This window comes from Pseudomonas sp. 313, from assembly GCF_000316965.1.
GTDB classification, from domain to species: Bacteria; Pseudomonadota; Gammaproteobacteria; order Pseudomonadales; family Pseudomonadaceae; genus Chryseomonas; species Chryseomonas benzopyrenica.
The window spans coordinates 48623-69727 of the sequence record NZ_ANBZ01000022.1 but is presented as its reverse complement, the minus strand read 5'-3'; the positions used below and the strand labels follow the sequence as shown (position 1 = coordinate 69727).

The 21105-nt window shown below is 68.0% G+C and carries 23 protein-coding genes and 1 riboswitch; of the genes, 19 read left to right on the top strand and 4 right to left on the bottom strand.

Features of this window, described 5'->3' with window-relative positions:
- The first annotated feature begins 69 nt into the window (after positions 1–69).
- The 6 genes from C722_RS0101950 to C722_RS0101925 all read left to right on the top strand — a co-directional run bounded on the left by C722_RS0101950 (position 70) and on the right by C722_RS0101925 (position 5951).
- The gene (locus C722_RS0101950) at positions 70–708 is read left to right on the top strand and encodes an NlpC/P60 family protein (RefSeq protein WP_017638878.1); all 639 of its coding nucleotides are present in this window, start codon (positions 70–72) and stop codon (positions 706–708) included.
- Between the two features lie 96 nt (positions 709–804).
- Positions 805–1341 carry a C40 family peptidase gene (locus tag C722_RS0101945; protein ID WP_017638877.1) on the top strand — a complete coding sequence of 179 codons (537 nt, stop codon included), beginning with the start codon at positions 805–807 and terminating at the stop codon, positions 1339–1341.
- Positions 1342–1395: 54 nt separating this feature from the next.
- The gene (locus C722_RS0101940) at positions 1396–1716 is read left to right on the top strand and encodes a hypothetical protein (protein WP_007159236.1); all 321 of its coding nucleotides are present in this window, start codon (positions 1396–1398) and stop codon (positions 1714–1716) included.
- Between the two features lie 280 nt (positions 1717–1996).
- Positions 1997–3223: a cytochrome c gene (locus C722_RS0101935; protein ID WP_017638876.1), complete on the top strand. Its 1227-nt coding sequence runs from the start codon at positions 1997–1999 to the stop codon at positions 3221–3223.
- A gap of 2 nt (positions 3224–3225) precedes the next feature.
- Entirely contained in the window at positions 3226–3708 is a 483-nt protein-coding gene (locus C722_RS0101930; protein WP_017638875.1) for a (2Fe-2S)-binding protein, read from the top strand.
- Entirely contained in the window at positions 3705–5951 is a 2247-nt protein-coding gene (locus tag C722_RS0101925) for a molybdopterin cofactor-binding domain-containing protein (protein WP_017638874.1), read from the top strand. The genes C722_RS0101930 and C722_RS0101925 overlap by 4 nt, the downstream gene beginning before the upstream one ends.
- On the opposite strand, the gene C722_RS0101920 is transcribed toward C722_RS0101925, so the two are convergent.
- From C722_RS0101920 to C722_RS0101910, 3 genes are all read right to left on the bottom strand, one after another.
- Positions 5948–6565, bottom strand: coding sequence for a DedA family protein (locus C722_RS0101920; protein ID WP_017638873.1), 618 nt, complete (start codon positions 6563–6565; stop codon positions 5948–5950). The genes C722_RS0101925 and C722_RS0101920 overlap by 4 nt on opposite strands.
- 131 nt (positions 6566–6696) lie before the next feature.
- The gene (locus C722_RS0101915) at positions 6697–7530 is read right to left on the bottom strand and encodes a metallophosphoesterase (RefSeq protein WP_017638872.1); all 834 of its coding nucleotides are present in this window, start codon (positions 7528–7530) and stop codon (positions 6697–6699) included.
- Positions 7531–7742: 212 nt separating this feature from the next.
- Complete coding sequence (locus C722_RS0101910; RefSeq protein ID WP_007159230.1) at positions 7743–8111, bottom strand: YggL family protein; 369 nt, start codon at positions 8109–8111, stop codon at positions 7743–7745.
- 165 nt (positions 8112–8276) lie between these two features.
- Here C722_RS0101910 and C722_RS0101905 point away from each other — a divergent pair, with 165 nt between their 5' ends.
- From C722_RS0101905 to C722_RS0101895, 3 genes are all read left to right on the top strand, one after another.
- Entirely contained in the window at positions 8277–9260 is a 984-nt protein-coding gene (locus C722_RS0101905) for a LacI family DNA-binding transcriptional regulator (RefSeq protein WP_017638871.1), read from the top strand.
- A 90-nt stretch (positions 9261–9350) separates the two neighbouring features.
- The gene (locus C722_RS0101900) at positions 9351–10328 is read left to right on the top strand and encodes a 2-hydroxyacid dehydrogenase (RefSeq protein WP_017638870.1); all 978 of its coding nucleotides are present in this window, start codon (positions 9351–9353) and stop codon (positions 10326–10328) included.
- Between the two features lie 10 nt (positions 10329–10338).
- On the top strand, positions 10339–11538 hold the full coding sequence (locus tag C722_RS0101895; RefSeq protein ID WP_017638869.1) for a mandelate racemase/muconate lactonizing enzyme family protein: 1200 nt from the start codon (positions 10339–10341) through the stop codon (positions 11536–11538).
- 5 nt (positions 11539–11543) lie between these two features.
- On the opposite strand, the gene C722_RS0101890 is transcribed toward C722_RS0101895, so the two are convergent.
- Positions 11544–11873 carry a four-helix bundle copper-binding protein gene (locus C722_RS0101890; protein ID WP_017638868.1) on the bottom strand — a complete coding sequence of 110 codons (330 nt, stop codon included), beginning with the start codon at positions 11871–11873 and terminating at the stop codon, positions 11544–11546.
- Positions 11874–11970: 97 nt separating this feature from the next.
- Positions 11971–12166, top strand: a riboswitch (cobalamin riboswitch).
- A 96-nt stretch (positions 12167–12262) separates the two neighbouring features.
- On the opposite strand from C722_RS0101890, the gene cobO reads away from it, so the two are divergent.
- The 10 genes from cobO to C722_RS0101840 are packed head-to-tail and all read left to right on the top strand — an operon-like array spanning position 12263 to position 21015.
- Positions 12263–12889: a cob(I)yrinic acid a,c-diamide adenosyltransferase gene (cobO, locus tag C722_RS0101885; protein WP_017638867.1), complete on the top strand. Its 627-nt coding sequence runs from the start codon at positions 12263–12265 to the stop codon at positions 12887–12889.
- The gene (locus tag C722_RS0101880) at positions 12883–14181 is read left to right on the top strand and encodes a cobyrinate a,c-diamide synthase (RefSeq protein ID WP_017638866.1); all 1299 of its coding nucleotides are present in this window, start codon (positions 12883–12885) and stop codon (positions 14179–14181) included. Before cobO ends, C722_RS0101880 begins: the two co-directional genes overlap by 7 nt.
- On the top strand, positions 14178–14828 hold the full coding sequence (gene bluB / locus C722_RS0101875) for a 5,6-dimethylbenzimidazole synthase (RefSeq protein ID WP_017638865.1): 651 nt from the start codon (positions 14178–14180) through the stop codon (positions 14826–14828). The genes C722_RS0101880 and bluB overlap by 4 nt, the downstream gene beginning before the upstream one ends.
- On the top strand, positions 14825–15733 hold the full coding sequence (gene cbiB, locus C722_RS0101870; protein ID WP_026083578.1) for an adenosylcobinamide-phosphate synthase CbiB: 909 nt from the start codon (positions 14825–14827) through the stop codon (positions 15731–15733). Before bluB ends, cbiB begins: the two co-directional genes overlap by 4 nt.
- Positions 15726–16715: a threonine-phosphate decarboxylase CobD gene (cobD, locus tag C722_RS0101865; protein WP_017638863.1), complete on the top strand. Its 990-nt coding sequence runs from the start codon at positions 15726–15728 to the stop codon at positions 16713–16715. The genes cbiB and cobD overlap by 8 nt, the downstream gene beginning before the upstream one ends.
- A complete protein-coding gene (locus C722_RS0101860) occupies positions 16712–18163 on the top strand; it encodes a cobyric acid synthase (protein ID WP_017638862.1) in 1452 nt (483 codons plus the stop codon). The genes cobD and C722_RS0101860 overlap by 4 nt, the downstream gene beginning before the upstream one ends.
- Positions 18164–18685 carry a bifunctional adenosylcobinamide kinase/adenosylcobinamide-phosphate guanylyltransferase gene (cobU, locus tag C722_RS0101855; protein ID WP_017638861.1) on the top strand — a complete coding sequence of 174 codons (522 nt, stop codon included), beginning with the start codon at positions 18164–18166 and terminating at the stop codon, positions 18683–18685.
- Positions 18682–19740, top strand: a complete 1059-nt coding sequence (cobT, locus tag C722_RS0101850) for a nicotinate-nucleotide--dimethylbenzimidazole phosphoribosyltransferase (RefSeq protein ID WP_017638860.1) — start codon at positions 18682–18684, stop codon at positions 19738–19740. Before cobU ends, cobT begins: the two co-directional genes overlap by 4 nt.
- On the top strand, positions 19733–20284 hold the full coding sequence (locus C722_RS0101845; protein ID WP_017638859.1) for a histidine phosphatase family protein: 552 nt from the start codon (positions 19733–19735) through the stop codon (positions 20282–20284). The genes cobT and C722_RS0101845 overlap by 8 nt, the downstream gene beginning before the upstream one ends.
- Positions 20284–21015, top strand: coding sequence for an adenosylcobinamide-GDP ribazoletransferase (locus C722_RS0101840; protein WP_017638858.1), 732 nt, complete (start codon positions 20284–20286; stop codon positions 21013–21015). Before C722_RS0101845 ends, C722_RS0101840 begins: the two co-directional genes overlap by 1 nt.
- Positions 21016–21105: the final 90 nt, after the last annotated feature.

Genomic DNA, 21105 nt, shown 5'->3' with positions numbered 1-21105 from the left:
GGCAAGGTGTCGAAACTTTGAAAAAACGACACGGTCGTGCCCATGCCAAGGAACCGCCTCGCACCCCTCGTGCCCCTGTCTTTTGTCTGTCTGCTCGCCGCCTGTGCGAGTGCGCCGCAAAGTCCCGACACCACCATTACCCAGGATTCGCCCGCTACCTCCCGGACGTTCCAGACCGCTTCGCTGCATGGCCTGGGTGGCGCTGGCAACGGCTCCGCGCCTGTGGAGGCCGAGGGTGCTCAGCAACGTCCGGTCTTCCCTCATACCCAGTCGCCGCATCAGCTCGACTGGGAGCGCGAGGTCGGCCCGCGCCAGGCGCTGCCGAATCTGGCGGACCAGATCCTCGACCGTGCGACCCAGCTAGTGGGCACGCCTTATCGCCGTGGCGGCAGTAGCCTGGCCGGTTTCGATTGCAGCGGTTTCGTCAATTACGTGTTCCGCGAGCGGGCCGGCATGACCCTGCCGCGCTCCACCCGCGAGATCATCGATCTCGAAGTACCGGTAGTCAGCAAGAACGACCTGGAACCTGGCGACCTGTTGCTGTTCAATAGCAACGGCCGTGGCCGGGTCAGTCACACCGGTATCTACATGGGCGAGGGCAAGTTCATCCATTCCTCCAGTCGCCGGAGCGGCGGGGTGCGGGTGGACAGCCTGAACGACCAGTACTGGAAGGTGAGTTTCCTGGAAGGCAAGCGCGTATTGCGCTGAAGCGTATCGCCGCGATCTTCGCCGGTGCGCTTCGAGGACCCGTCGAGGCTGCGTGGCAGGCCGACGGTGATCGATGGATAACTAAGGATGTCTCCAATGCCGCATGCGGCTCGCCTCGGATTGTATTGCGCCTTTGTACTGCTGGCCGCCTGTGCCGGCAGGCCGCCCCAGGCCCCCGCACCGGTCGCCCCGGTCGTTTCCCGTCCCCTGCTGGAAAGCCAAGCCCAAGCCGCCAATGATGTGCTGTTTCGCGCCATCGGGTTGGTCGGTACCCCCTATCGCTATGGCGGCAACACCCCGGCCGGCGGTTTCGACTGCAGCGGCCTGATCGGCTACGTCTATCGCGATGCGGCTGGGGTGACCCTGCCGCGTTCGACCCGCGAGATGATCACCCTGGGCTCGCCCAATGTGGCGCGCAATGCCCTGCAGCCCGGTGATCTGATCTTCTTCGCCACTGCCGGTGGCCGTCAGGTCAGCCATGCCGGCATCTATGTAGGGGAGGGGCGCTTCGTCCATGCGCCGCGCACCGGTGGCACGGTACGCCTGGACAGCCTGGCCAAGCCCTACTGGCAGAACAGCTACCTGCAGGCCAAGCGGGTGCTGGTCACGCCGAGTCTCGCCGGCGGCTATTGAACCCCGTTCCGCCCGGGCCGCTCGAATGGGCATCCAGCCCGTGCGGAGCCCATCATGCCTCAGGCGATACGTCTGCCGCCCCAGCCGGCTCGTTGCGAGCTGTGCGGTCGGGCGGCGCCGCTCACCCGCCATCACTTGATCCCTCGCTCGCTGCACGACAAGGCCTACGTGCGCAAGAGATTCGACCGCGTCAGCCGGATCACCGCCACCCTCTGGGTCTGCCGCCCCTGCCACAACCATATCCACCAGACCTTCGACGAAAAGACCCTGGCGCTGGAATACAACAGCCGCGAATTGCTGCTCAGCGACGCGCGCATCCGACAGTTCGTCGACTGGCTGGCGGCCAAGCCCGATGGCTTCGTGCCCAAGCGATAAGTAATACCACCCCTGTATGTGCTCAAATAGGTGCGTCTATCCTTTCTGTCCTGAGTACAGGTAATCAGGACTGGGCAGCGTCAATCTTCCGATAGCGCCGTATAAGAACGCAGCCGGACCGGCACGGTAATGTAAAGGCCGCCGCTGACGCGCTGGCCGAAACTGTCGTCTGCATCTCACCTCCAGGGGTGAACGCCACCGCGGCTGGCCGCTGCGATTAGGATGACGGCGAAGCCGCGGCGACATCCGCCAGTCCGGTTCGATCTCACGAGGAGGGCCGATGAGATCCTTTGCCCTGCCCCTGCTGGCGGGGATGCTGCTCCTGTCTAGCGTCGCATCGGCCGGCGCCGATGAGGCGACCCTGGCGCGGGGCGAGTATCTGACGCGCCTGGGCAACTGCCAGGGTTGCCATACCCGCCCGGATGGCGCGCCCTTCGCTGGCGGGGTCGCCTTCGACACGCCTTTCGGTCGTCTCTATTCGAGCAACATCACCCCGGATCGCCAGCACGGGCTGGGTGACTGGACGGTGGATGAGTTTCGCCGCGCCTTGCATGACGGGCTGGGGCGTGAGGGCGAGCAGCTCTATCCCGCCTTTCCCTATACCGCCTTTACCCGGTTGAGCGACGAGGACGTCGCCGCCATCTTCGCCTTCCTGCAGATCCAGCGACCGCTGCCCTATGCGCCGCCGGCCAATGCGCTGCGCTTTCCCTTCGACCAGCGCGCGCTGATCCGTGGCTGGAAGTGGCTCAACTTCACGCCAGGTCCGTTACCGGCGACGGCCGATGCGCAGGTGGCGCGAGGCGCCTACCTGGCGGAGGCGCTGGGACACTGCCAGGAATGCCATACCCCGCGGACCTGGAGTCAGGGGCTCGACAGCGGCCGGGCCTATGCCGGCGCGACCCAGCAGGGCTGGCCCGCCTGGAATCTCACCGCGGATCCGCGTGGCCTCGGCGGCTGGAGCGATGCCAAGCTGGCCAGCTATCTGCGCGAAGGCCATCAACGCGGCGAAGCCGTGGCGGCCGGGCCCATGGCGGAGGTGGTAAGTGGTGGCACCCGCCATCTGGACGACGCCGATCTCGGTGCCCTGATCGCCTATCTGCGAACCCTGCCGGCGCAGCCCGGAGCGGTCCCGGCGCGCGCCGAGGTGCAGCCGCCCGGAGAGGCCGGACCTCTCACGGCCGCGGAGGCGGAAAGCGCGGCTTTGCTGCAATCCGCTTGCGCCAGCTGTCACGCACCGGATGACCAGGGGCCGGCGGGTCCCTATGCGCGGTCCTTCAGCAACTACTCGGCGGTGCGCGATCCCACAGGGACCAACCTGGTGCGCGTCCTGCTCGACGGTCTCGACCGTCAGGGGCGTAGCGAGCACGCCTTCATGCCAGCCTATCGGGAATTGCTCAGCGATCAGCAGCTCGCCGATCTGGCCACCTACATCGGCCGCCGCTTTGGCGGTCATGCCGCCGACATCCGCCCCGAGGATGTGGCAGCGGCACGTAACGCGGAGAAATAGCGGTGGCGGTCATTGAATTGAAGGTCAACGGCGAGCCGCGACAGCTCGACGTCGACCCGCGCATGCCCCTGCTGGAGGCCTTGCGCGATGAACTGGGCCTCAAGGGACCGAAATTCGGTTGCGGCCTAGGTGAGTGCGGCGCCTGCACGGTGCTGGCGGATGGTAAGCCGGTGCGCGCCTGCCTGTTGCCGGCAGCCTCCTTCGTCGGTCGCGAGGTGCTGACCCTGGAAGGTCTGGGCACGCCCGAGGCCCCTCATGCACTGCAGCAGGCCTTTATCGATGAACAGGCGGCGCAATGCGGCTATTGCATCCCTGGCATGGTGATGACCGCCCAGGCCCTGCTCGCACGGGTGGCGGATCCCAGCGATGCGCAGATCCGTCAGGCATTGGCCGCCAACTTCTGCGGCTGTGGTACCCACTATCGGATCCTGCGCGCGATCAAGCGCGCGGCGGTGCTGCTGCGCGACGGGAAGGCCCCGGCATGACGCTGTCACGCCGCACCTTTCTTGGCGGCGGTGCAGTCCTGCTGCTGGGTTTCAGCCTGCAGCGGCCGATCGCCGCCCAGGTGCTAGCAGCCCCGACTGACCATGCGAGCTTGGCCAAGACCCTCGATCAGCGCCAACTGGACGCCTGGCTGGCAGTGGATGCCCAGGGCCAGGTCACCGTCTACAGCGGCAAGGTGGAGCTGGGCACCGGCGTCAGCACGGCGCTGCGGCAGATCGTGGCCGAGGAGCTATGCGTGTCTTTCGCCGCCACCCGGTTGATCCAGGGCGATACCCGGCTGACGCCGGACCAGGGCATCACCGCTGGCAGCAAGAGCTTGCAGGTGGGCGGTGCCCAATTGCGCAAGGCCGCCGCCAGCGCGCGGCAATTCCTGTTTTTGGAGGGATCGCGGCGCCTGGGGCTGGATCTGGCCGTGGTGGACACAGTGGACGGCCGCGTGGTCTATCGTGGCAATCCCACCGGACGCTATGTCAGCTACGGCGAATTGGTGGGCGGGCGGCCCCTGGGGCGGCTGGTCAATCAGGCCGTGCGCACCCGGGCCGTCAAGGATTACCGTCTGGTCGGCACCTCGGTGCCACGGGAGGATATCCCCGCCAAGCTGTTCGGCCATTTCGACTATGTCCATGACCTGCGCCTGCCCGGCATGCTGCACGGTTGCGTGGTGCGACCGCCCTGCACCGGCTCGGCGCGACTGGCGGGGGTGAGCATCCGCGGTATCGATGCCAGTGCGCTGCCGTCCGGCGCACGACTGGTCTACGAGGGCGCCTTCGTCGCGGTGGTGGCCGAGCAGGCGTGGCTGGCGCGGCAGGGCGCGGCGGCGCTACGGGTGGACTGGAGCCTGGTACCGGACCTGCCGCTGCCGGGCGAGCTCTATGCCCGACTGGAAGCCAAGGCCGGACCGGCCGACATCCAGCAGGAGACCGGCGATGTCGCGGGCGAACTGGCGAGCGCTGCGCAGCGCCTGGAGGCCGAGTATCGCTGGCCCTATCAGAATCATGATTCCATCGGTCCCTCCTGCGCAGTCGCGGACGTGGGGGCCGAAGGCGCTACCGTCTGGAGCGGTACCCAGGGCGTCTATCAGCTCAGGGCGGCACTGGCGGACCTGCTGGGGCTGCCGGAAGACGGTATCCATGTCATCTATCAGCAGGCGTCCGGTTGCTATGGCCACAACGGCGCCGATGATGCGGCGGCCGATGCGGCACTGCTCTCCAAGTTGTGCGGCCGTCCGGTGCGGGTGCAATGGAGTCGGGCCGACGAGCACGGCTGGAATCCCAAGGGGCCGGCGATGCTGATGCGTCTGGCCGGCGGCCTGAGTATGACTGGCGATCTGCTGGCCTGGCGCTTCGCCAACTGGACGCCCACCCATCTGACCCGACCCAATGGCCAGACCGGCAAGGCGGCGCTGCTCGCCGGGCAGCTGGCCTACAACCTGCCGCTCAAGGGCGGTAGGGGCGGCGGCAATCGCAATGCGCCGCTGGACTACGATCTGCTCAATGTCCAGGTGGCCACTCATTGGCTGGAAGCCGGGGATTCACCGTTGCGGCCGTCGGCCTTGCGTGCCCTGGGGGCAGTCGGCAACACCTTCGCCAATGAATCCTTCATGGACGAGCTGGCCCTAGCGGCAGGTGTCGATCCACTGGAATTCCGCCTGCGCTATCTGCAGGACCCACGCGCGCGGGCGGTGCTACAGGCCGCCACTGCCAAGGCCGGGTGGCAACCGCCCGCCGCGCACGAAAAGGCCTGGGACGGCGCGTTGGTGAAGGGGCAGGGTTTGGCCTTCCTGCGCTACGAAAACGAGAACGCCTATGTGGCTGCGGTGGTGGAGGTGGCGGTGAGCGAGGCCACGGGTATCCGGGTCACGCGGGTGGTGGTGGCCCACGACTGCGGTCTGATCGTCAATCCGGACGGCTTGCGCAATCAGCTGGAGGGCTGCGTGGTGCAGGGCATCGCCCGGACCCTCAAGCAGGCGGTGCGCTTCGATCACCAGGGGGTGACGAGTCTGGAGTGGGGCGCCTATCCGCCGCTGACCTTCAATGAATTGCCCGAGCTGGAACTGGAGCTGATCGATCGGCCCGAGGAGCCGGCGGTGGGTGCCGGGGAGGCCTCCACTGCCGCCATCCCCGCGGCCATCGCCAACGCCGTGGCGGCGGCGACCGGTCTGCGGCTGCGCGAGGTGCCGCTGAATCGTGAGCGCCTGCGCGAGGCGCTGGCCGCCCGGCGTTAGGCGCGTTTCAGCCGCTGCTTGAAGAACAGCACGGCGCCGGCGCCCAGCAAGGCGACGACCCCCGCACCGATCCAGAGGGGTTCGTTGCCGGCAAAACTGAAATGGTTGGCGCCCTTGGCCGCGAGGTAGCCCGGGCCCATCATCAGCGGCGCCCAGACGATGGCCGACAACACGTTGGCCGACTGGAAGCGCAGTTGGTTCATCGCCATCATCCCGGCCACCAGGGGGACGGTGTTGCGGATCATGGTCAGGAAACGCCCGCCGAACACGGCGAAGAAGCCATAGCGGCGGAAGAACAGCCGGGTCTTGGCCACCTGCTTGCGATAGCGGCGAAAGGGCGGGCGGTGAACGATGCTGGGGCCGAGCCAGCGGCCGATGATGTAGGAGCAGATGTCGCCGAGGATGGCGCCAACGATGGCAGCCAGCACCAGCGGCACGGGCGCGAGGACTCCGGAGCCGGCAAGGCCACCGACTACCAGCATCAGCGCCGTGGCCGGAATGAAGACGCCCAGCAGCACCAGGGATTCGCCGAAGGCGAGCAGGCCGACGATCAGCGGCGCCCAGGCCTGGTGGGTTTCGATAAAGCCAAGCAGCGATTGCGTCAGGGATTCCATGGGAGGCTACTCTTGCCGAAAAGTCCTAAGACTACGCGGCACCCGCAGTCTGTCCGCCGTTTCAACAGCTTGAATCAATTTCCTTGGCTGGAAGTGCGCAGGAGCGCGCATCGGCGCTCCGCGTGGACGCCTCAGGTCTCCGCCAGGGCATCCTGGGCGGCATGCCAGCGCAGTTCGTGACGCTCGCCGACCACGAAACGATCGCCCTGGAAATCCCAGCGCTCCACGTCCACGGTCTTTTCCGCGCCTTCACCGATCAACAGGCGGTTGAAGGAGTTGGGCGAGGTGCCCCGCACGCGCGAAGAAAGCGCGGTGCCGGCCTGAACGATCCAGACCTCGCGGGGTAGGGTGGGGTACTGGCGACTCAAGGGCAGCACATAGGGCAGGTGGATATGCCCCCCCATCACCAGATCCAGGCCGGCATCGGCCCAGGTGGCCAGGGCGTGATCGGCGTTGTGCTGCAGATTGCTCAGGTCACTGAGTTCGAGGGCACCGAAGGGCTGGTGGGCGATGACGATGCGCAGCTTGCCGGGACCGGCGCGGCGCAGGCGTTCGGCCACCCGCTCGATCTGCTCGGCACTCACCGCGCCATCCTTGTGGCGTTGCGGGGCCGTGGTGTTGAGCCCGACCAGCAGCAGCTCGTCGTTCTCGAAACTGGGTTCCAACTCCTGACCGAAATGGCGGCGGTAGTTGCCATAGGGCATCAGGAAACGGGTGAAGAGGTTGTACAGCGGCAGGTCGTGATTGCCCGGGATCACCAGGGTACGCGGGATACCGTAGCTTTCCAGGCGTTTGACGAAGGTCTTGGCGGCAGCGAATTGCTCGCGCCGGGCGCGCTGGGTGATGTCCCCGGAAAGGATGAGGACATCGGCGCCGTGTTCGCGGACATGGGCTTCCAGGGCCGCGACCACAGCAGGTTGCTCGGTGCCGAAGTGGGTATCGGAGATTTGCAGAAGGGTCGTCATGAGGACCTGGTTTCCAACGGATTCCCCTTTACGACCGCAACGGGCGCCAAGCTATCCGACGAGGGTTGCCCAGAGGCTGTTCCAAGGCTCGCGAGCTAGAGCCAAACAAAGCAAAAATGGCTGAGGAAGCAGCGTTTACGAGTGGTAAACGAGCATTCCGAAGCCATTTTCAACGCCGTTTGGCCGACACGCAGCCGCCTTCGAACAGTCTCTTAGACTTCGCCGTCGTGGTGCCAGGCGTCATGCAGCTCGGAGGCATTGGCTTCGCCAACTTCGGCGCGGGCCTTGAGCCAGTCCAGCAGGGCGGTACGGTCTTCCGCGGTGGGCGAGGTGTAGCGCTTGTTGGCCATGATGGTGCCTTCGACCCAGGCGTTGTCGAAGCCACCGATGTAGTCCAGCTTGCGCTCTTCGACGTAGTCGATGAAGTCGCCGAGGAAGGTGTCCAGGTCGTCTTCGCTGAGTTCGTTCTTGAAGCTCACCTTGATTTCGAAGGCCAGTTCCTGGAATTCACCCAGGTACTGCTTCTTGCGCAGGCGACGCTTCATGCGGCTCAAACGGGGATCTTGGTTGGTATCGGTCATGGCGAAGGCCTGGATATCGATGAAAGGGTGGGCATTATCCCTGGCGTCGACGGGTAATGCCAATGGTGGCCGCCAAGAGGGCCGGTTAGCATGGTGGTTTTGGCTGCGACCAGAGCGCGCAGGGGTGGAAGGATGACGGGCAAGACGAGGAGCCGCTCCGGTAGCGTGACCATCCGCGACGTGGCCAGCCTGGCCGGCGTCGCGCCGATCACGGTCTCGCGGGTAGTGAACGCGCCCGCAAGCGTCAAGGCGGCCACCCGTGAGCGGGTACTGACCGCCATAGCAGCAAGCGGCTACATGCCCAACCTGGTGGCTGGGGCCTTGGCCTCCAATCGCAGTCGGCTGGTGGCGGTGCTGGTGCCCATGCTGACCAATCCGCTGTTCGCCGACAGCTACCAGGCGGTGGCCGAGCGACTGGCCCAGGCCGGGTATCAGGTGTTGCTGGGCGTCACTGGCCACGATCCCAGGCATGAAGAGGCGCTGCTGGCGACCATTCTCAGTCGGCGGCCGGATGGCCTGATCCTGACCGGCGTTGATCACACGCCGGCCAGCCGTGCCCGGCTCCAGGCGGCGGGCGTGCCGGTGGTGGAAACCTGGGATCTCAGCGCTGAGCCCATCGATCAGGCGGTAGGGTTTCACCATGAGGCAGTGGGTGCCCTGCTGGCCAAGCGGGCGAACGCTGGCGGTTATGCCCAGGTCGCCCAGGTGGCGGTGGACGATCCCCGCGGTACCCGGCGACGTCTGTCATTGAGTCAGGCCCTGGCCACCTTCGGCATCGCCGAGACGGCGCCGGCGCTATTCACCGGACTGCCCAGCCTGGAGCAGGGGCGCCAGGCCCTGTGCCAGCTGCTCGCCCAAACCAAGGTGCGGCCGCTGCTGGTGGTCTGCACCTCCGACACCCTGGCCCATGGCGTGCTGACCGAGGCCCTGGCGCAGGGGCTGGCGGTGCCCGGCGACGTGGCGGTGATCGGTTTCGGCGATATGGCTTTCGCGGCCCATACCCTGCCTGCCTTGACCACGATACGGGTAGATGCCACGGCCTTGGGAAATACGGCGGCGGAACTGTTACTGGCCCGTCTGGCGGGTAGTGATGGAGAGCCGCAGCAGCGCGACCTGGGTGTCGAGTGGGTCGAGCGCGCTAGCGTCTAAGGACAGGCGGCGGTTGTCAGACGACTTCCTGGGCGCTAGGGTAACAAAAATGGTAGCGGTACCATTTTCGCTCAGCAGGGGAGGAGCCGGATGAAGATCGTGATGATTGGTGAAGCCGCCACGCACCAGGAGACGCTCGCCAGGGACCTGACCGGCCCGGCCACCTTTATTACCTTGCCTCGGGGAGCCCACGCATCAGTCGCCTGGGACGAGCGAATCGAGGGCGCCGATGTCCTGGTCGCCATGCGTCTGCAGCGTTCAACGCAGGCACCCAGGGTACGGCTGCTGCAGGTACCTGGCGCTGGTCTCGATGGCATCGATTTCAGGGTGCTGGCAGCGGACTGCCGCGTCTGCAACGTCTTCGAGCACGAGATTCCCATGGCCGAATACGCCCTGGCCTGCCTGCTCGATCACGAGGTGCGCCTGGGTGAGGCCCAGGCGGACTTCGCCAGCGAGCGCTGGACCAATGCCTATCTGGGGCGCCAGCCGCGCGGTGAGTTGCAGGGCAGGACCCTGGCGATCCTGGGCTTTGGCAGGATCGGCCAGGCAGTGGCGCAGCGGGCGCGGGCCTTCGGCATGCGCATCCTGGCCATCACCCGTAGTGCCCGCGACGGCCAGGTGCCTTCTGGGGCCGATGCCGCCTTTGCGCCCGAGGCGCTGAACGAGGCCCTGGGCCTGGCCGATTACGTGGTGCTGGCCTGTCCGCTGGACGAGACCACCCGGGGCTGCTTCGGCGCTGCCCAATTCGCCGCCATGCGGCCGGAGGCCGTGCTGCTGAACCTGGCACGAGCGGCGGTGGTGGAAGAAGACGCCCTCTATCAGGCGCTCGCCGACCGGCGCATCGCCAAGGCGTACCTGGACGTCTGGTACCGCTACCCCATTGGCGAAGGCGATCTCGTGGCACCCGCACGGCATCGCTTCGAAGAACTGCCCAATGCCGTCTGCACGCCGCATGTCTCGGGTTGGACCCATGGGCTGTTCGCGCGCCGCTATGCCTTCATCGCCGCCAACATCGAACGCCTGCGGCGGGGCGAAACGCTGCTCAATCAGGTCCACGGACCGCGCTAGAGGAGGCGCCATGCGCATCACTCGTATCGAAACCACCAGGCTCACGCAATTGCCCAATCTGCTCTGGGTGGAGATCCATACCGACAGCGGTCTGGTTGGTCTGGGTGAGACCTTTCGCGGCGCCGAAGCGGTGGAGGCGCAGATCCACTCGCTTTGCGCGCCGCTGCTGCTGGGTCGCGATCCCCTACAGATTGAAGCCCACAGCCGGGCGCTGCTGCGTGGCTATCTGGGCTTCAACGGCAGCGGCGTGGAAACCCGAGCGGCTTCGGCGCTGGACATCGCCCTCTGGGACCTGTTCGGCCAGGCTATGGGCGTGCCCATCCATCAGCTGCTGGGTGGCCAGGTCCACGAGCGGATGCGCGCCTACAACACCTGCGCCAGTCCCAACTTCAATACCGGTGGTGAGCAGCGCCGGTTGATCGCCAAGGGCGAGGCCCGCGTGGCCGGGCGCTACGACGATCAGGTGGCGGCGGTGGAAAACCCGGGCGAACTGGCCCAGAGCCTGATGGACGAAGGGTTTGCCGCCATGAAGATCTGGCCCTTCGATGCCTTCGCCCTGGCCAGTGGCGGCCAGTATCTATCCAGCACCGACTTGCGCCAGGGTCTGGAGCCCTTTGCGCGCATCAGGGAGGCGGTCGGCGATGGCATCGAGGTGATGTGCGAATTCCATTCCTTGTGGAATCCGACCTGCGCCCTGCAGATCGCCCGAGCACTCAAGGACTACAACATCTTCTGGGCGGAAGATCCGATCAAGATGGATCACGTTCAGGGGTTGGCGGATTTCCGGCGGCTGGCGGGCATTCCGGTCTGCGGCAGCGAGACCCTGGCGATGCGCGGTGCCTTCCGCGATCTGCTGGCGGCCGATGCGCTGGACTATGTGATGGTGGACCTGTCCTGGTGCGGTGGGTTGAGCGAGGCACGCAAGATCGCCACCTTGGCCGAGGCCTATCAGAAGCCCATCGCCCCGCACGATTGCACCGGACCGGTGGTGCTGATGGCCTCGCTGCATCTGGGGTTGGCCTCAGCCAATGCCATCTTTCAGGAAGTGGTGCGAGCCTATCTGGCGGGCTTCTATCGTGAGCTGGTCACCGAGCTGCCGGTACTGGAGCAGGGCTGGCTGCTACCGCCAACCGCACCGGGCCTGGGCACCGCCCTGCATCCGGCGCTGCGTCAGCGGCCGGACCGGATCGGGCGGGTATCAGCGCGGTAAGGGGTTCAGGCGGCCATGGCCGCGCAGGCATCGGCGCAGGCTTCACAGGCCCGAGCGCAGGCCTGGCAGTGATCGGCCTTGTGCTTGCCACATTCGGCGGCGCAGGCACGGCAGGTGGCCAGGCACAGGACGCAGGCTTCGGCGACGCGATCGCTATCCCGCTGCATGAAGGTGGCGGCCAGGCGACAGGCGTCGGCGCAATCGCGATCCAGGCGGACGCAGTCGCGCATCATGTCCAGATTGGCTTCGCCCAGGCAGGCGCTGGCGCAGGTTTCGCAGGCGGCGGCGCAGTCGAGGCAGGCCTTGATGCAGGCGGCGAGGGTGGCATCGTTCATCCAGTAGCTCCTGGCGGTGGGTGCTTAGGGTGGACCCGTCCGCTCGCCGCCGAGTTCGGCGGGTGCGATCGATTGACGCTCTCCCGGCTAGTCCGTACCCTGCGCCCTTGCACGTGGTGCCCCGCCTAGAGCGGGGTGAAACAGGGAAGCCGGTCGAGCCGGCGCTGCCCCCGCAACGGTAGTTGAGCAGTAGCTGCGCGATGCCCACTGGCCCTGGCCGGGAAGGGGCGCGGCGGATGCCGCCAGGCATCGGCTCACCAGCCCGGAGACCGGCCACGCTTGCGCTCATCTCGGCGATGCGGAGGGCTTCGCGCGGCGTCGCCATCTGCCTTGCGCGGGTGGCGTCTCTGCCCGTTTCTCCGCCGCGCCCGCACCTGGAGAACCGCCCCATGACCGACACCCCCGATTCGACCAGTCCCGAGCGCGACGAACGCCACCGCGCGCGCATGGTGCGCAAGAAGGTGGTGATCGACGCCCGGATCGCCGACGCCCAGGACGAGCGTGGCCTGCTGCTGGTGCATACCGGCATCGGCAAGGGCAAGAGCAGCTCCGCCTTCGGCATGGCGGCGCGCGCCCTCGGCCATGGCATGCAGGTGGGCGTGGTGCAGTTCATCAAGGGCCGTCGCGACACCGGCGAGCAACTCTTCTTCAAGCGCTTCCCCGACGAGGTGCGTTACCACGTCATGGGCGAGGGCTTCACCTGGGACACCCAGGACCGCGCCCGCGACCTGCAGTCGGCCGCTGCCGCCTGGACAGTGGCGGTGGAGCTCCTGCGCGATCCAGCCATCGGCCTGGTACTGCTGGATGAACTCAACATCGCCTTCAAGCACGGCTATCTGGACGTCGATCAGGTGCTGGCCGATCTGGCCGGGCGTCCAGCTCATCAGCACGTGGTGGTGACCGGCCGTGGCGCCCCGCCGGCGCTGATCGAGGCCGCCGACACCGTGACCGACATGAGTCTGGTCAAGCATGCCTTCCAGGCCGGCGTACGCGCCCAGCAGGGCATCGAATGGTAGGGGATACGCGACACTGCCCGGCGCTGCTGATCGCCGCCCCTGCCTCCGGTCAGGGCAAGACCAGCGTCACCGCCGCCCTGGCCCGGCTGCATGCCCGCCAGGGGCGGCGGGTGCGGGTGTTCAAGTGCGGCCCGGACTTTCTCGATCCGATGATCCTGGCCCGCGCCAGCGGCGCACCGGTCTACCAGCTCGATCTGTGGATGATCGGCGAGGCCGAGAGCCGGCGCCTGCTGTGGGAAGCGGCGGCGGAGGCGGACCTCATCCTCATCGAAGGCGTCATGGGGCTGTTCGACGGGCAGCCGTCGGCGGCGGACCTGGCCGAGCGCTTCGGCGTACCGGTGCTGGGAGTGATCGACGCCGCGGGCCTGGCGCAGACCTTTGGTGCCCTGGCCTATGGCCTGGCCCACTATCGGCCGAGCCTGCCCTTCGCCGGGGTGCTGGCCAATCGCAGTGGCAGTCCGCGGCAGACCCAGTTGATCCGCGGCAGCCTGCCGGCGGGCATGACCTTCTTCGGTAGCCTGCCGCGCGATGCCGGCATCGAGTTGCCCAGTCGTCACCTGGGGCTGATCCAGGCTGACGAGGTTACCGACCTGGATCGCCGCCTAGACATGGCGGCCGACGCCCTGGGTGCCAGTTCCGACATCGAATTGCCGCCGCCGGTGGCCTTCGCCGCGCCGGAACCGGCCGTGGTCGAGCCGCTGCTGGCGGGGGTGCGCATCGGCGTGGCCCGCGATGCGGCCCTGGCCTTCATCTACCAGGCCAATCTGGATCTGCTGCGCAGCCTCGGTGCCGAACTCCAGTTCTTCTCCGTGCTCGCCGACCCGGCGCTGCCGGAGGTGGACAGCCTCTATCTGCCCGGCGGCTATCCCGAGCTGCACCTGCAGACGTTGTCCAACAATCTGGGCATGCGCGCGGCTATCCGCGCCCATCACGCCGCCAGCAAGCCGATCCTCGCCGAGTGCGGCGGCATGCTCTATCTGCTCGACGAACTCACTGACAAGGCCGGCGAATCCGCCAGCCTGCTCGGGCTGCTGCCCGGCAGCGCGCGGATGCAGGCGCGCCTGACGGCGCTGGCGCTGCAATCGGTGGAATTCGAGCAGGGCACCTTGCGCGGTCACACCTATCACCACTCCGCCCTGGAATCGCCCGAGGCGCCCTGGGCGCGCGGGCTGTGCCCCAATGGCAAGGCGGTCGCCGAGGCGGTCTACCGCGACGGTCGCCTCACCGCCAGCTATATTCACTTCTACATGCCGTCGGCACCCGCCGCGGCCGCCGCGATGCTCAAGCCGTGACCACGACCCCCTATACTCCCGCCGAACAAGCCGCCGTCTACCGAGCCATCGCCGAGCGCCGCGACATGCGCCATTTCTGCGGTGGCGAGGTACCTCCCGAACAACTGGCCCGGCTGCTGGGTGCTGCGCACCAGGCCCCCAGTGTCGGGTTGATGCAACCCTGGCGCTTCCTGCGCATCAGCGATCCAGCCCTGCGCCAGCGCCTGCACGAGCTGGTGGAGGAAGAACGTTGCGCCACCGCCGAAGCGCTCGGCGAGCGCAGCGACGACTTCATGAAGCTCAAGGTGCAGGGCATCCTCGATTGCGCCGAGGTGCTGGTGGCGGCCCTCATGGACGGCCGCGAAGCCCATGTCTTCGGTCGCCGCACCCTCCCGGAAATGGACCTCGCCTCGCTGTCCTGCGCCATCCAGAATCTCTGGCTGGCGGCGCGCTGCGAAGGCCTCGGTATGGGCTGGGTGTCGCTATTCGAACCGGAAGCCGTGCGCAACCTGCTGGAGATGCCCGAAGGCTCCCAGCCGGCGGCCATCCTCTGCCTGGGGCCGGTGGAGGCTTTCTATCCGCGACCCATGCTGGAAGAGGAGGGCTGGCGTCAGGGGCGGCCGCTGGAGGAACTGGTCTTCGAGAATCGCTGGGGCCAGAAGCCATGATGCTGGCCTTCGCGGTCGTCGTCGGCATGCTGCTCGACCTGCTGTTCGGCGAACCCCGCCGTGCCCATCCTCTGGTGCTGTTCGGGCGCCTGGCCGACAGCCTGGAAGCCCGTTTCAATCCCGGTGGCCGCGGTTGGCGCAGTCATGGGGTGATGGCCTGGAGCCTGGCGGTGCTGCCCTGGGTGCTGCTCACCGCCTTGCTCTGCCAGATCGGCTGGCTGGCCTGGATCATCCAGCCCCTGGCGCTGTACCTGGCGGTGGGACTGCGCAGTCTGGGCGAGCATGCCGAACCGGTAGCGCGTGCCCTGCAACGCAACAATCTGCCCGAGGCGCGTCGTCGCGTCGGTTACCTGGTCAGTCGCGAAACGGGCGAGCTGGACGAGACCGCCGTGGCCCGCGCCGCCACCGAATCGGTGCTGGAGAATGGCAGTGACGCCGTTTTCGCCGCCTTGTTCTGGTTCGCCCTGCTGGGGGCGCCAGGCGTGGTGCTCTATCGCCTGGCCAATACCCTGGACGCCATGTGGGGCTATCGCACGCCGCGCCTGGAGCGTTTCGGCTGGGCCGCGGCGCGGCTGGACGATGTTCTCAACTATATCCCCGCGCGCCTGGTGGCCCTGACCTATGCCGGCCTCGGTCGCTTCTGGAGCGCCATCGAAAGCTGGCGGACCCAGGCACCGCTGTGGGACAGCCCCAACGCCGGCCCGGTGATGGCGGCCGGTGCCGGCGCCCTGGGCGTGAGCCTCGGCGGCGCGGCCCGCTACCATGGCGAATGGCACGAGCGCCCGGTGCTGGGTCGCGGTCCGGCGCCGACCTTCCTGGCCATCACCCGCGCCCTCAAGCTGGTGCGGCGCGGTGCCTGGCTGTGGACCCTGCTGATCGCCCTGGGAGGGCTGCTGCTTGCTTGAGCACGGCGGTCGCCTGAGGCGCGCGGCGCGCACCTACGACATTCCCCTGACCGACTGGCTGGATCTGTCCACCGGTCTGGCCCCCTGGGCCTGGCCGCTGCCGGAAATTCCCGCCAGCGCCTGGGCCCGGCTGCCGGAGCCCGACGATGGCCTGGTGGAAGCTGCCTGTGCCTGTTACCGGGCCGCCGCGCTGTTGCCAGTGGCCGGCTCCCAGGCGGCCATCCAGGCGCTGCCGACCCTGCGCCCGCCCGCGCGGGTCGCGGTGCTGGCACCCTGCTATGCCGAGCACGCCCTGGCCTGGCAACGCGCCGGGCACGAGGTGCTGGAGTGGGGCGAAGATCAGATCGCGACCCACCTCGACCAGCTGGATGTTGTGGTAGTGGTCAATCCCAACAATCCCACCGGGCAGCGCCTGTCGCCAGCCCGCCTGCTGGACTGGCACGCCCGGCTCGAACGCCGCGGCGCCTGGCTAGTGGTGGACGAGGCCTTCATGGATCCCACTCCGGCGGCGAGTCTGGCGCCTTTCAGCGATCTGCCCGGGCTGATCGTCCTGCGCTCCTTTGGCAAGTTCTTTGGGCTGGCCGGGATGCGCCTGGGCTTCGTGCTGGCGGCACCAGCACTCTTGGCGCGCCTCGACGAGCACCTCGGGCCCTGGACGGTGAACGGCCCCAGCCGCTATCTGGCCCGGCAACTGCTGGCCGATCAGCAGGGCCAGCAGCGTCAGCGCGAGGCGCTGCTGCAAGCGGGCGAGCGCCTGGCCGCGTTGCTCGTCCGACACGCCCTGGCACCCAGCGGCGGCTGTGCCCTGTTTCAATTGCTGCGGCGTCCCGATGCCGCAGCCCTGCATGAACACCTGGCCCGCCAGGCCATCCTGACCCGCCTGTTCCCCGCGCTTGGCGCCCTGAGAGTCGGCCTGCCCGGCGACGAGTCGGGTTGGCAGCGGCTGGACGCCGGTCTGGCCGGTTACCGGAGCCCCCTATGAGTACGCTGATGGTGCAGGGCACCACCTCCGACGCCGGCAAGAGCACCCTGGTGGCCGCCCTGTGCCGCTGGCTCTATCGCCAGGGCGTGGCCGTGGTGCCCTTCAAGCCGCAGAACATGGCGCTCAACAGCGCCGTGACTGCCGATGGCGGCGAGATCGGCCGCGCCCAGGCGGTCCAGGCCCAAGCCTGTGGCCTGGTGCCCCATACCGACATGAATCCGGTGCTGCTCAAGCCCAATACCGATGTCGGTGCCCAGGTGATCATCCATGGCCGTGCCGTCACCAGCATGGACGCCAAGGCCTATCACGCCTACAAGCCGATAGCCCGGGAGGCGGTGCTGGCCTCCCATGCCCGACTGGCCGAGGGCTATCAGGTAATACTGGTGGAGGGCGCCGGTTCGCCGGCCGAGATCAACCTGCGCCAGGGCGACATCGCCAACATGGGCTTCGCCGAGGCGGTGGACTGCCCGGTGCTGCTGGTGGCCGACATCGACCGTGGCGGCGTCTTCGCCCATCTGGTCGGCACCCTGGACCTGCTCGAGCCCAGCGAGCAGGCGCGCGTCGCCGGCTTCATCATCAATCGCTTTCGCGGCGACCTGGCCCTGCTGCAGCCGGGCTTGGACTGGCTCGAAGCCCGCACCGGCAAGCCGGTAATGGGCGTGTTGCCCTATCTGCACGACCTGCACCTGGAAGCCGAGGATCGCCTGGCCACCGGCCAGGTCGCCAAGCAAGGTCCGCGGCTGCGGGTGGCGGTACCGGTGATGCCGCGGCTGAGTAATCACACCGACTTCGATCCCTTGCGCCTGCATCCCCAGGTGGAGCTGCTCTTCGTCCGCCAGGGCGAGGAACTGCCCGCAGCGGATCTGATCATCCTGGGCGGCTCCAAGAGCGTGCGTAGCGATCTCGCCTTCCTCCGCGCCCAGGGCTGGGACAAGGCCATCGCCCGTCACCTGAGATACGGCGGGCGGGTGCTGGGCATCTGCGGCGGCTTCCAGATGCTCGGCGAGCGGATCGCCGATCCCCTCGGCCTGGAGGGCACGCCCGGCGACAGCGCCGGTCTGGGCCTCTTGGCCATGACCACCGAACTGGCGGCGGAAAAGCAGCTGCGCAACGTGCACGGCTGGCTGTGCGAAGGCGCGGCCGAGGTCGCGGGCTATGAGATTCATGCCGGTGTCAGCCAGGGCGCGGCGCTGGCGCGTCCTGTGCTGCGCTTCGCCGATGGTCGCGTCGATGGCAGCCTCAGCGACGACGGCCAGGTGCTGGGCACCTACCTGCACGGCCTGTTCGAGTCGCCCGCCGCCAGCGTTGCCCTGCTGCGCTGGGGGGGTCTCGCCGAACCCCAGCAACTGGACTACCACGCTCTGCGCGAACGGGATCTGGAGCGCCTGGCCGATCTGGTCGAACATCATTTGGACACCGGGCGCCTGCGCGCCCTCTGCGAGCTCTAGATGCGCGAATTCATCCTCGGTGGCGCTCGCTCCGGCAAGAGCGCCCTGGCCGAGCGCTTGGCCGCCGAGTCCGGCCTTGCCGTCACCTATATCGCCACCGCTGGCGGCAGCGACGCCGAACTGGCGCGGCGCATCGAACGTCATGCCGCCCGCCGGCCGGCGCACTGGGCGCTGGTGGAAGAACCTCTGGCGCTGGCCGAACGCCTGCAGGCTCTGGCGGCGCCGGATGCCTGCCTGCTGGTGGATTGCCTGACCCTCTGGCTGACCAATCTGCTCTTGCTCGACGATCCTCGACGCCTTGAGCAAGCCTGCACCCAGCTGCTCGACGCCTTGCCACAGTTGCCTGGTCGCCTGATCTTCGTCAGCAACGAGACCGGGCTGGGCGTCGTCCCCCTGGGCGAGCTGACCCGGCGCTATGTCGATGCCGCCGGCGAATTGCACCAGGCCCTTGCCGCGCGCTGCGAGCGCGTGGTGCTGACCGTCGCCGGTCTCCCCCTGACCCTCAAAGGAACCCCGCTATGAGCATGCCCTGGTGGCAAGGACCCTGCCGCCAACCCGATACCGCTGCGGCCGAAGCCGCACGCCAGCGGCAGACGGTATTGACCAAGCCGAGCGGTTCGCTCGGCGATCTGGAGGTGCTGGCCATCCAGCTGGCCGCCCTGCAGGGTACGCCCCGGCCGCTGCTGCAGCGCACCGCCATCGCCGTCTTCGCCGGTGATCACGGGGTGGTGGAGGAGGGCGTCTCGGCCTATCCGCAGTCCGTGACCGCCGAGATGGTGCGCAACTTCGTGCGCGGCGGCGCGGCCATCAGCGTGCTCGCCCGGCAGTTGGACGCGGCCCTGGAAGTCATCAACCTGGGCACCGTCACGCCCCTGGAAGCCTTGCCCGGCGTCATCGACCTGCCGCTCGGACGCGGTACAGCCAACTTCACCCTGACCCCGGCCATGACCCATGACCAGTGCCAGGCCGCGCTGCAGGCCGGTCGCGACGCCGTCCTGCGTGCCTGCGCCGGGGGCGCCGACCTCTTCATCGGTGGCGAGATGGGCATCGGCAACACCACCGCCGCCAGCGCCCTGGCCAGCGTGCTACTCGATACCTCGCCGCTGGCCCTGGCCGGACCCGGGACCGGGCTGGACGCCGATGGCGTGGCGCGCAAGGTGGCGGTCATCCAGCGCGCCCTGTTGCGCCATGGCGATACCCTGCAGGATCCCTATGAACTCTTGCGCCGCCTGGGCGGTTTCGAGCTGGCGGCCCTGACCGGCGCCTACCTGGCCTGTGCCCAGCAGGGCCTGCCGACCCTGGTGGACGGCTTCATCTGCTCGGTGGCCGCGCTCTGTGCCCAGCACCTGCAACCCGACACCCGCGACTGGCTACTGTTCGCCCATTGCGGCGCCGAGCCCGGTCATGCGGCGGTGTTGCTGGCCCTGGGCGGCGAACCCCTGCTGGATCTCGGCCTGCGCCTCGGCGAAGGCAGTGGCGCGGCCCTGGCGGTTCCCCTGCTGCAACTGTCCTGCCGCCTGCACAGCGAGATGGCCACCTTCGCCGAAGCCAGTGTCTCCAGTCGCGCCCATGACTGATTGCTGGCTGCTGCGCCATGGCGTCACCGAGGGCCCCGAAGGCTTTCGTGGACGCCTCGATCCGCCACTGTCGGAACAGGGGTGGAAGCAAATGCGCGCCGCCGTTGCCGCGCAGCCACCGTTCGAACTCATCCTGACGTCGCCGCAGCAACGCTGCGCGCGCTTCGCCGAGTGGCTGGCGGCGGAGCAGGGCACCGAACTGATGGTGGAGGCGGATCTGCGCGAACTGGATTTCGGCGCCTGGGAAGGCCATAGCGCCGCGGAGCTCATGCAGGACCAGGCCGAGGCCCTGGGGCTGTTCTGGGCCGATCCCTATGCCTATACCCCCCCTGGCGGTGAACCCGTGGCCGCCTTCGCCGAACGAGTGCTGGGAGCGGTGGCGCGCTGGCGTCCACGCCTGCACGGGCGGCGCAGCCTGCTCGTCACCCACGGCGGCGTCATCCGCCTGTTGCTGGCTCGCCAGCGCGGTCTGGCGGCCAAGGACCTGCTGCAGGTCGAGGCGCCCTATGCGACCCTGCAGCCACTGGCGCTGGAGGAGAGCTGATGCCACTGCCGCTGCTGATCGCCGTGCAGTTTCTCACGCGCCTGCCGATCCGGCTGCCCGGCCTGCCGCCCGCCGAGGCCGTCGGCCGCTCGGTGCTCTGGTATCCCGCAGTGGGCTTGCTGCTGGGCGCGCTCCTGAGCCTGATCGCCTGGTTGAGCGCGGCGGGCGGCGTCTTCCTGCAGGCGGCGCTGGTGCTGGCCGGCTGGGTGATCCTCACCGGCGGCCTGCACCTGGATGGCCTGGCCGACACGGTAGATGCCTGGATCGGCGGCTTTGGCGATCGCGAGCGGACCCTGGCCATCATGAAGGATCCGGCCTGCGGCCCCATGGGCGTGCTGGCGCTGCTGTTGACCCTGCTGCTCAAGTGGAGCGCCCTGGTCGTCCTGCTACCGCATGCGCCGGCTGGCCTGTGGCTGGCGCCGCTGGCCGGTCGCCTGGCGCTGCCCTGGCTGTTGCTGACCACGCCCTATGTGCGCCCCGGTGGCCTCGGCGATCTGCTCAGTCGCCACCTGCCGCGGACTGCGCTCAAGGGAGTGCTGCTGCTGGGGGCCATTGGTATGGTCCTGCTACCCCAGGGCGTGACCGCGCTGCTGGTGACCGCCATGGTCGCGCTGCTGGTGCGTCGTGCCCTGCGCCAGCGTCTCGGCGGCACCACCGGCGATACCGCCGGAGCGCTGCTGGAGCTCGCCGAGAGCGGGGTGCTGGTCGCGCTGGCCCTGTCGCTGGGCTGAAAAATCGACCCAAGCGTGAGATACCCGGGATTTTGCGACCTCCGTCCTTGAACGACCCTGGTTAAACCGTTAAGAAGGCGCCTGGTTGCG

What these genes read in the sequence shown, in the direction of transcription:
- C722_RS0101910 (WP_007159230.1), bottom strand. Translation starts at nt 8,111, where the DNA reads ATGACCGATACCAACCAAGATCCCCGTTTGAGCCGCATGAAGCGTCGC.
- C722_RS0101940 (WP_007159236.1), top strand. Translation starts at nt 1,396, where the DNA reads ATGCCTCAGGCGATACGTCTGCCGCCCCAGCCGGCTCGTTGCGAGCTG.
- C722_RS0101935 (WP_017638876.1), top strand. Translation starts at nt 1,997, where the DNA reads ATGAGATCCTTTGCCCTGCCCCTGCTGGCGGGGATGCTGCTCCTGTCT.
- cobT (WP_017638860.1), top strand. Translation starts at nt 18,682, where the DNA reads ATGAGCATGCCCTGGTGGCAAGGACCCTGCCGCCAACCCGATACCGCT.
- C722_RS0101900 (WP_017638870.1), top strand. Translation starts at nt 9,351, where the DNA reads ATGAAGATCGTGATGATTGGTGAAGCCGCCACGCACCAGGAGACGCTC.
- cbiB (WP_026083578.1), top strand. Translation starts at nt 14,825, where the DNA reads ATGATGCTGGCCTTCGCGGTCGTCGTCGGCATGCTGCTCGACCTGCTG.
- cobU (WP_017638861.1), top strand. Translation starts at nt 18,164, where the DNA reads ATGCGCGAATTCATCCTCGGTGGCGCTCGCTCCGGCAAGAGCGCCCTG.
- C722_RS0101845 (WP_017638859.1), top strand. Translation starts at nt 19,733, where the DNA reads ATGACTGATTGCTGGCTGCTGCGCCATGGCGTCACCGAGGGCCCCGAA.
- C722_RS0101890 (WP_017638868.1), bottom strand. Translation starts at nt 11,873, where the DNA reads ATGAACGATGCCACCCTCGCCGCCTGCATCAAGGCCTGCCTCGACTGC.
- C722_RS0101925 (WP_017638874.1), top strand. Translation starts at nt 3,705, where the DNA reads ATGACGCTGTCACGCCGCACCTTTCTTGGCGGCGGTGCAGTCCTGCTG.
- cobO (WP_017638867.1), top strand. Translation starts at nt 12,263, where the DNA reads ATGACCGACACCCCCGATTCGACCAGTCCCGAGCGCGACGAACGCCAC.
- C722_RS0101915 (WP_017638872.1), bottom strand. Translation starts at nt 7,530, where the DNA reads ATGACGACCCTTCTGCAAATCTCCGATACCCACTTCGGCACCGAGCAA.
- C722_RS0101945 (WP_017638877.1), top strand. Translation starts at nt 805, where the DNA reads ATGCCGCATGCGGCTCGCCTCGGATTGTATTGCGCCTTTGTACTGCTG.
- C722_RS0101895 (WP_017638869.1), top strand. Translation starts at nt 10,339, where the DNA reads ATGCGCATCACTCGTATCGAAACCACCAGGCTCACGCAATTGCCCAAT.
- C722_RS0101860 (WP_017638862.1), top strand. Translation starts at nt 16,712, where the DNA reads ATGAGTACGCTGATGGTGCAGGGCACCACCTCCGACGCCGGCAAGAGC.
- C722_RS0101840 (WP_017638858.1), top strand. Translation starts at nt 20,284, where the DNA reads ATGCCACTGCCGCTGCTGATCGCCGTGCAGTTTCTCACGCGCCTGCCG.
- C722_RS0101880 (WP_017638866.1), top strand. Translation starts at nt 12,883, where the DNA reads ATGGTAGGGGATACGCGACACTGCCCGGCGCTGCTGATCGCCGCCCCT.
- C722_RS0101920 (WP_017638873.1), bottom strand. Translation starts at nt 6,565, where the DNA reads ATGGAATCCCTGACGCAATCGCTGCTTGGCTTTATCGAAACCCACCAG.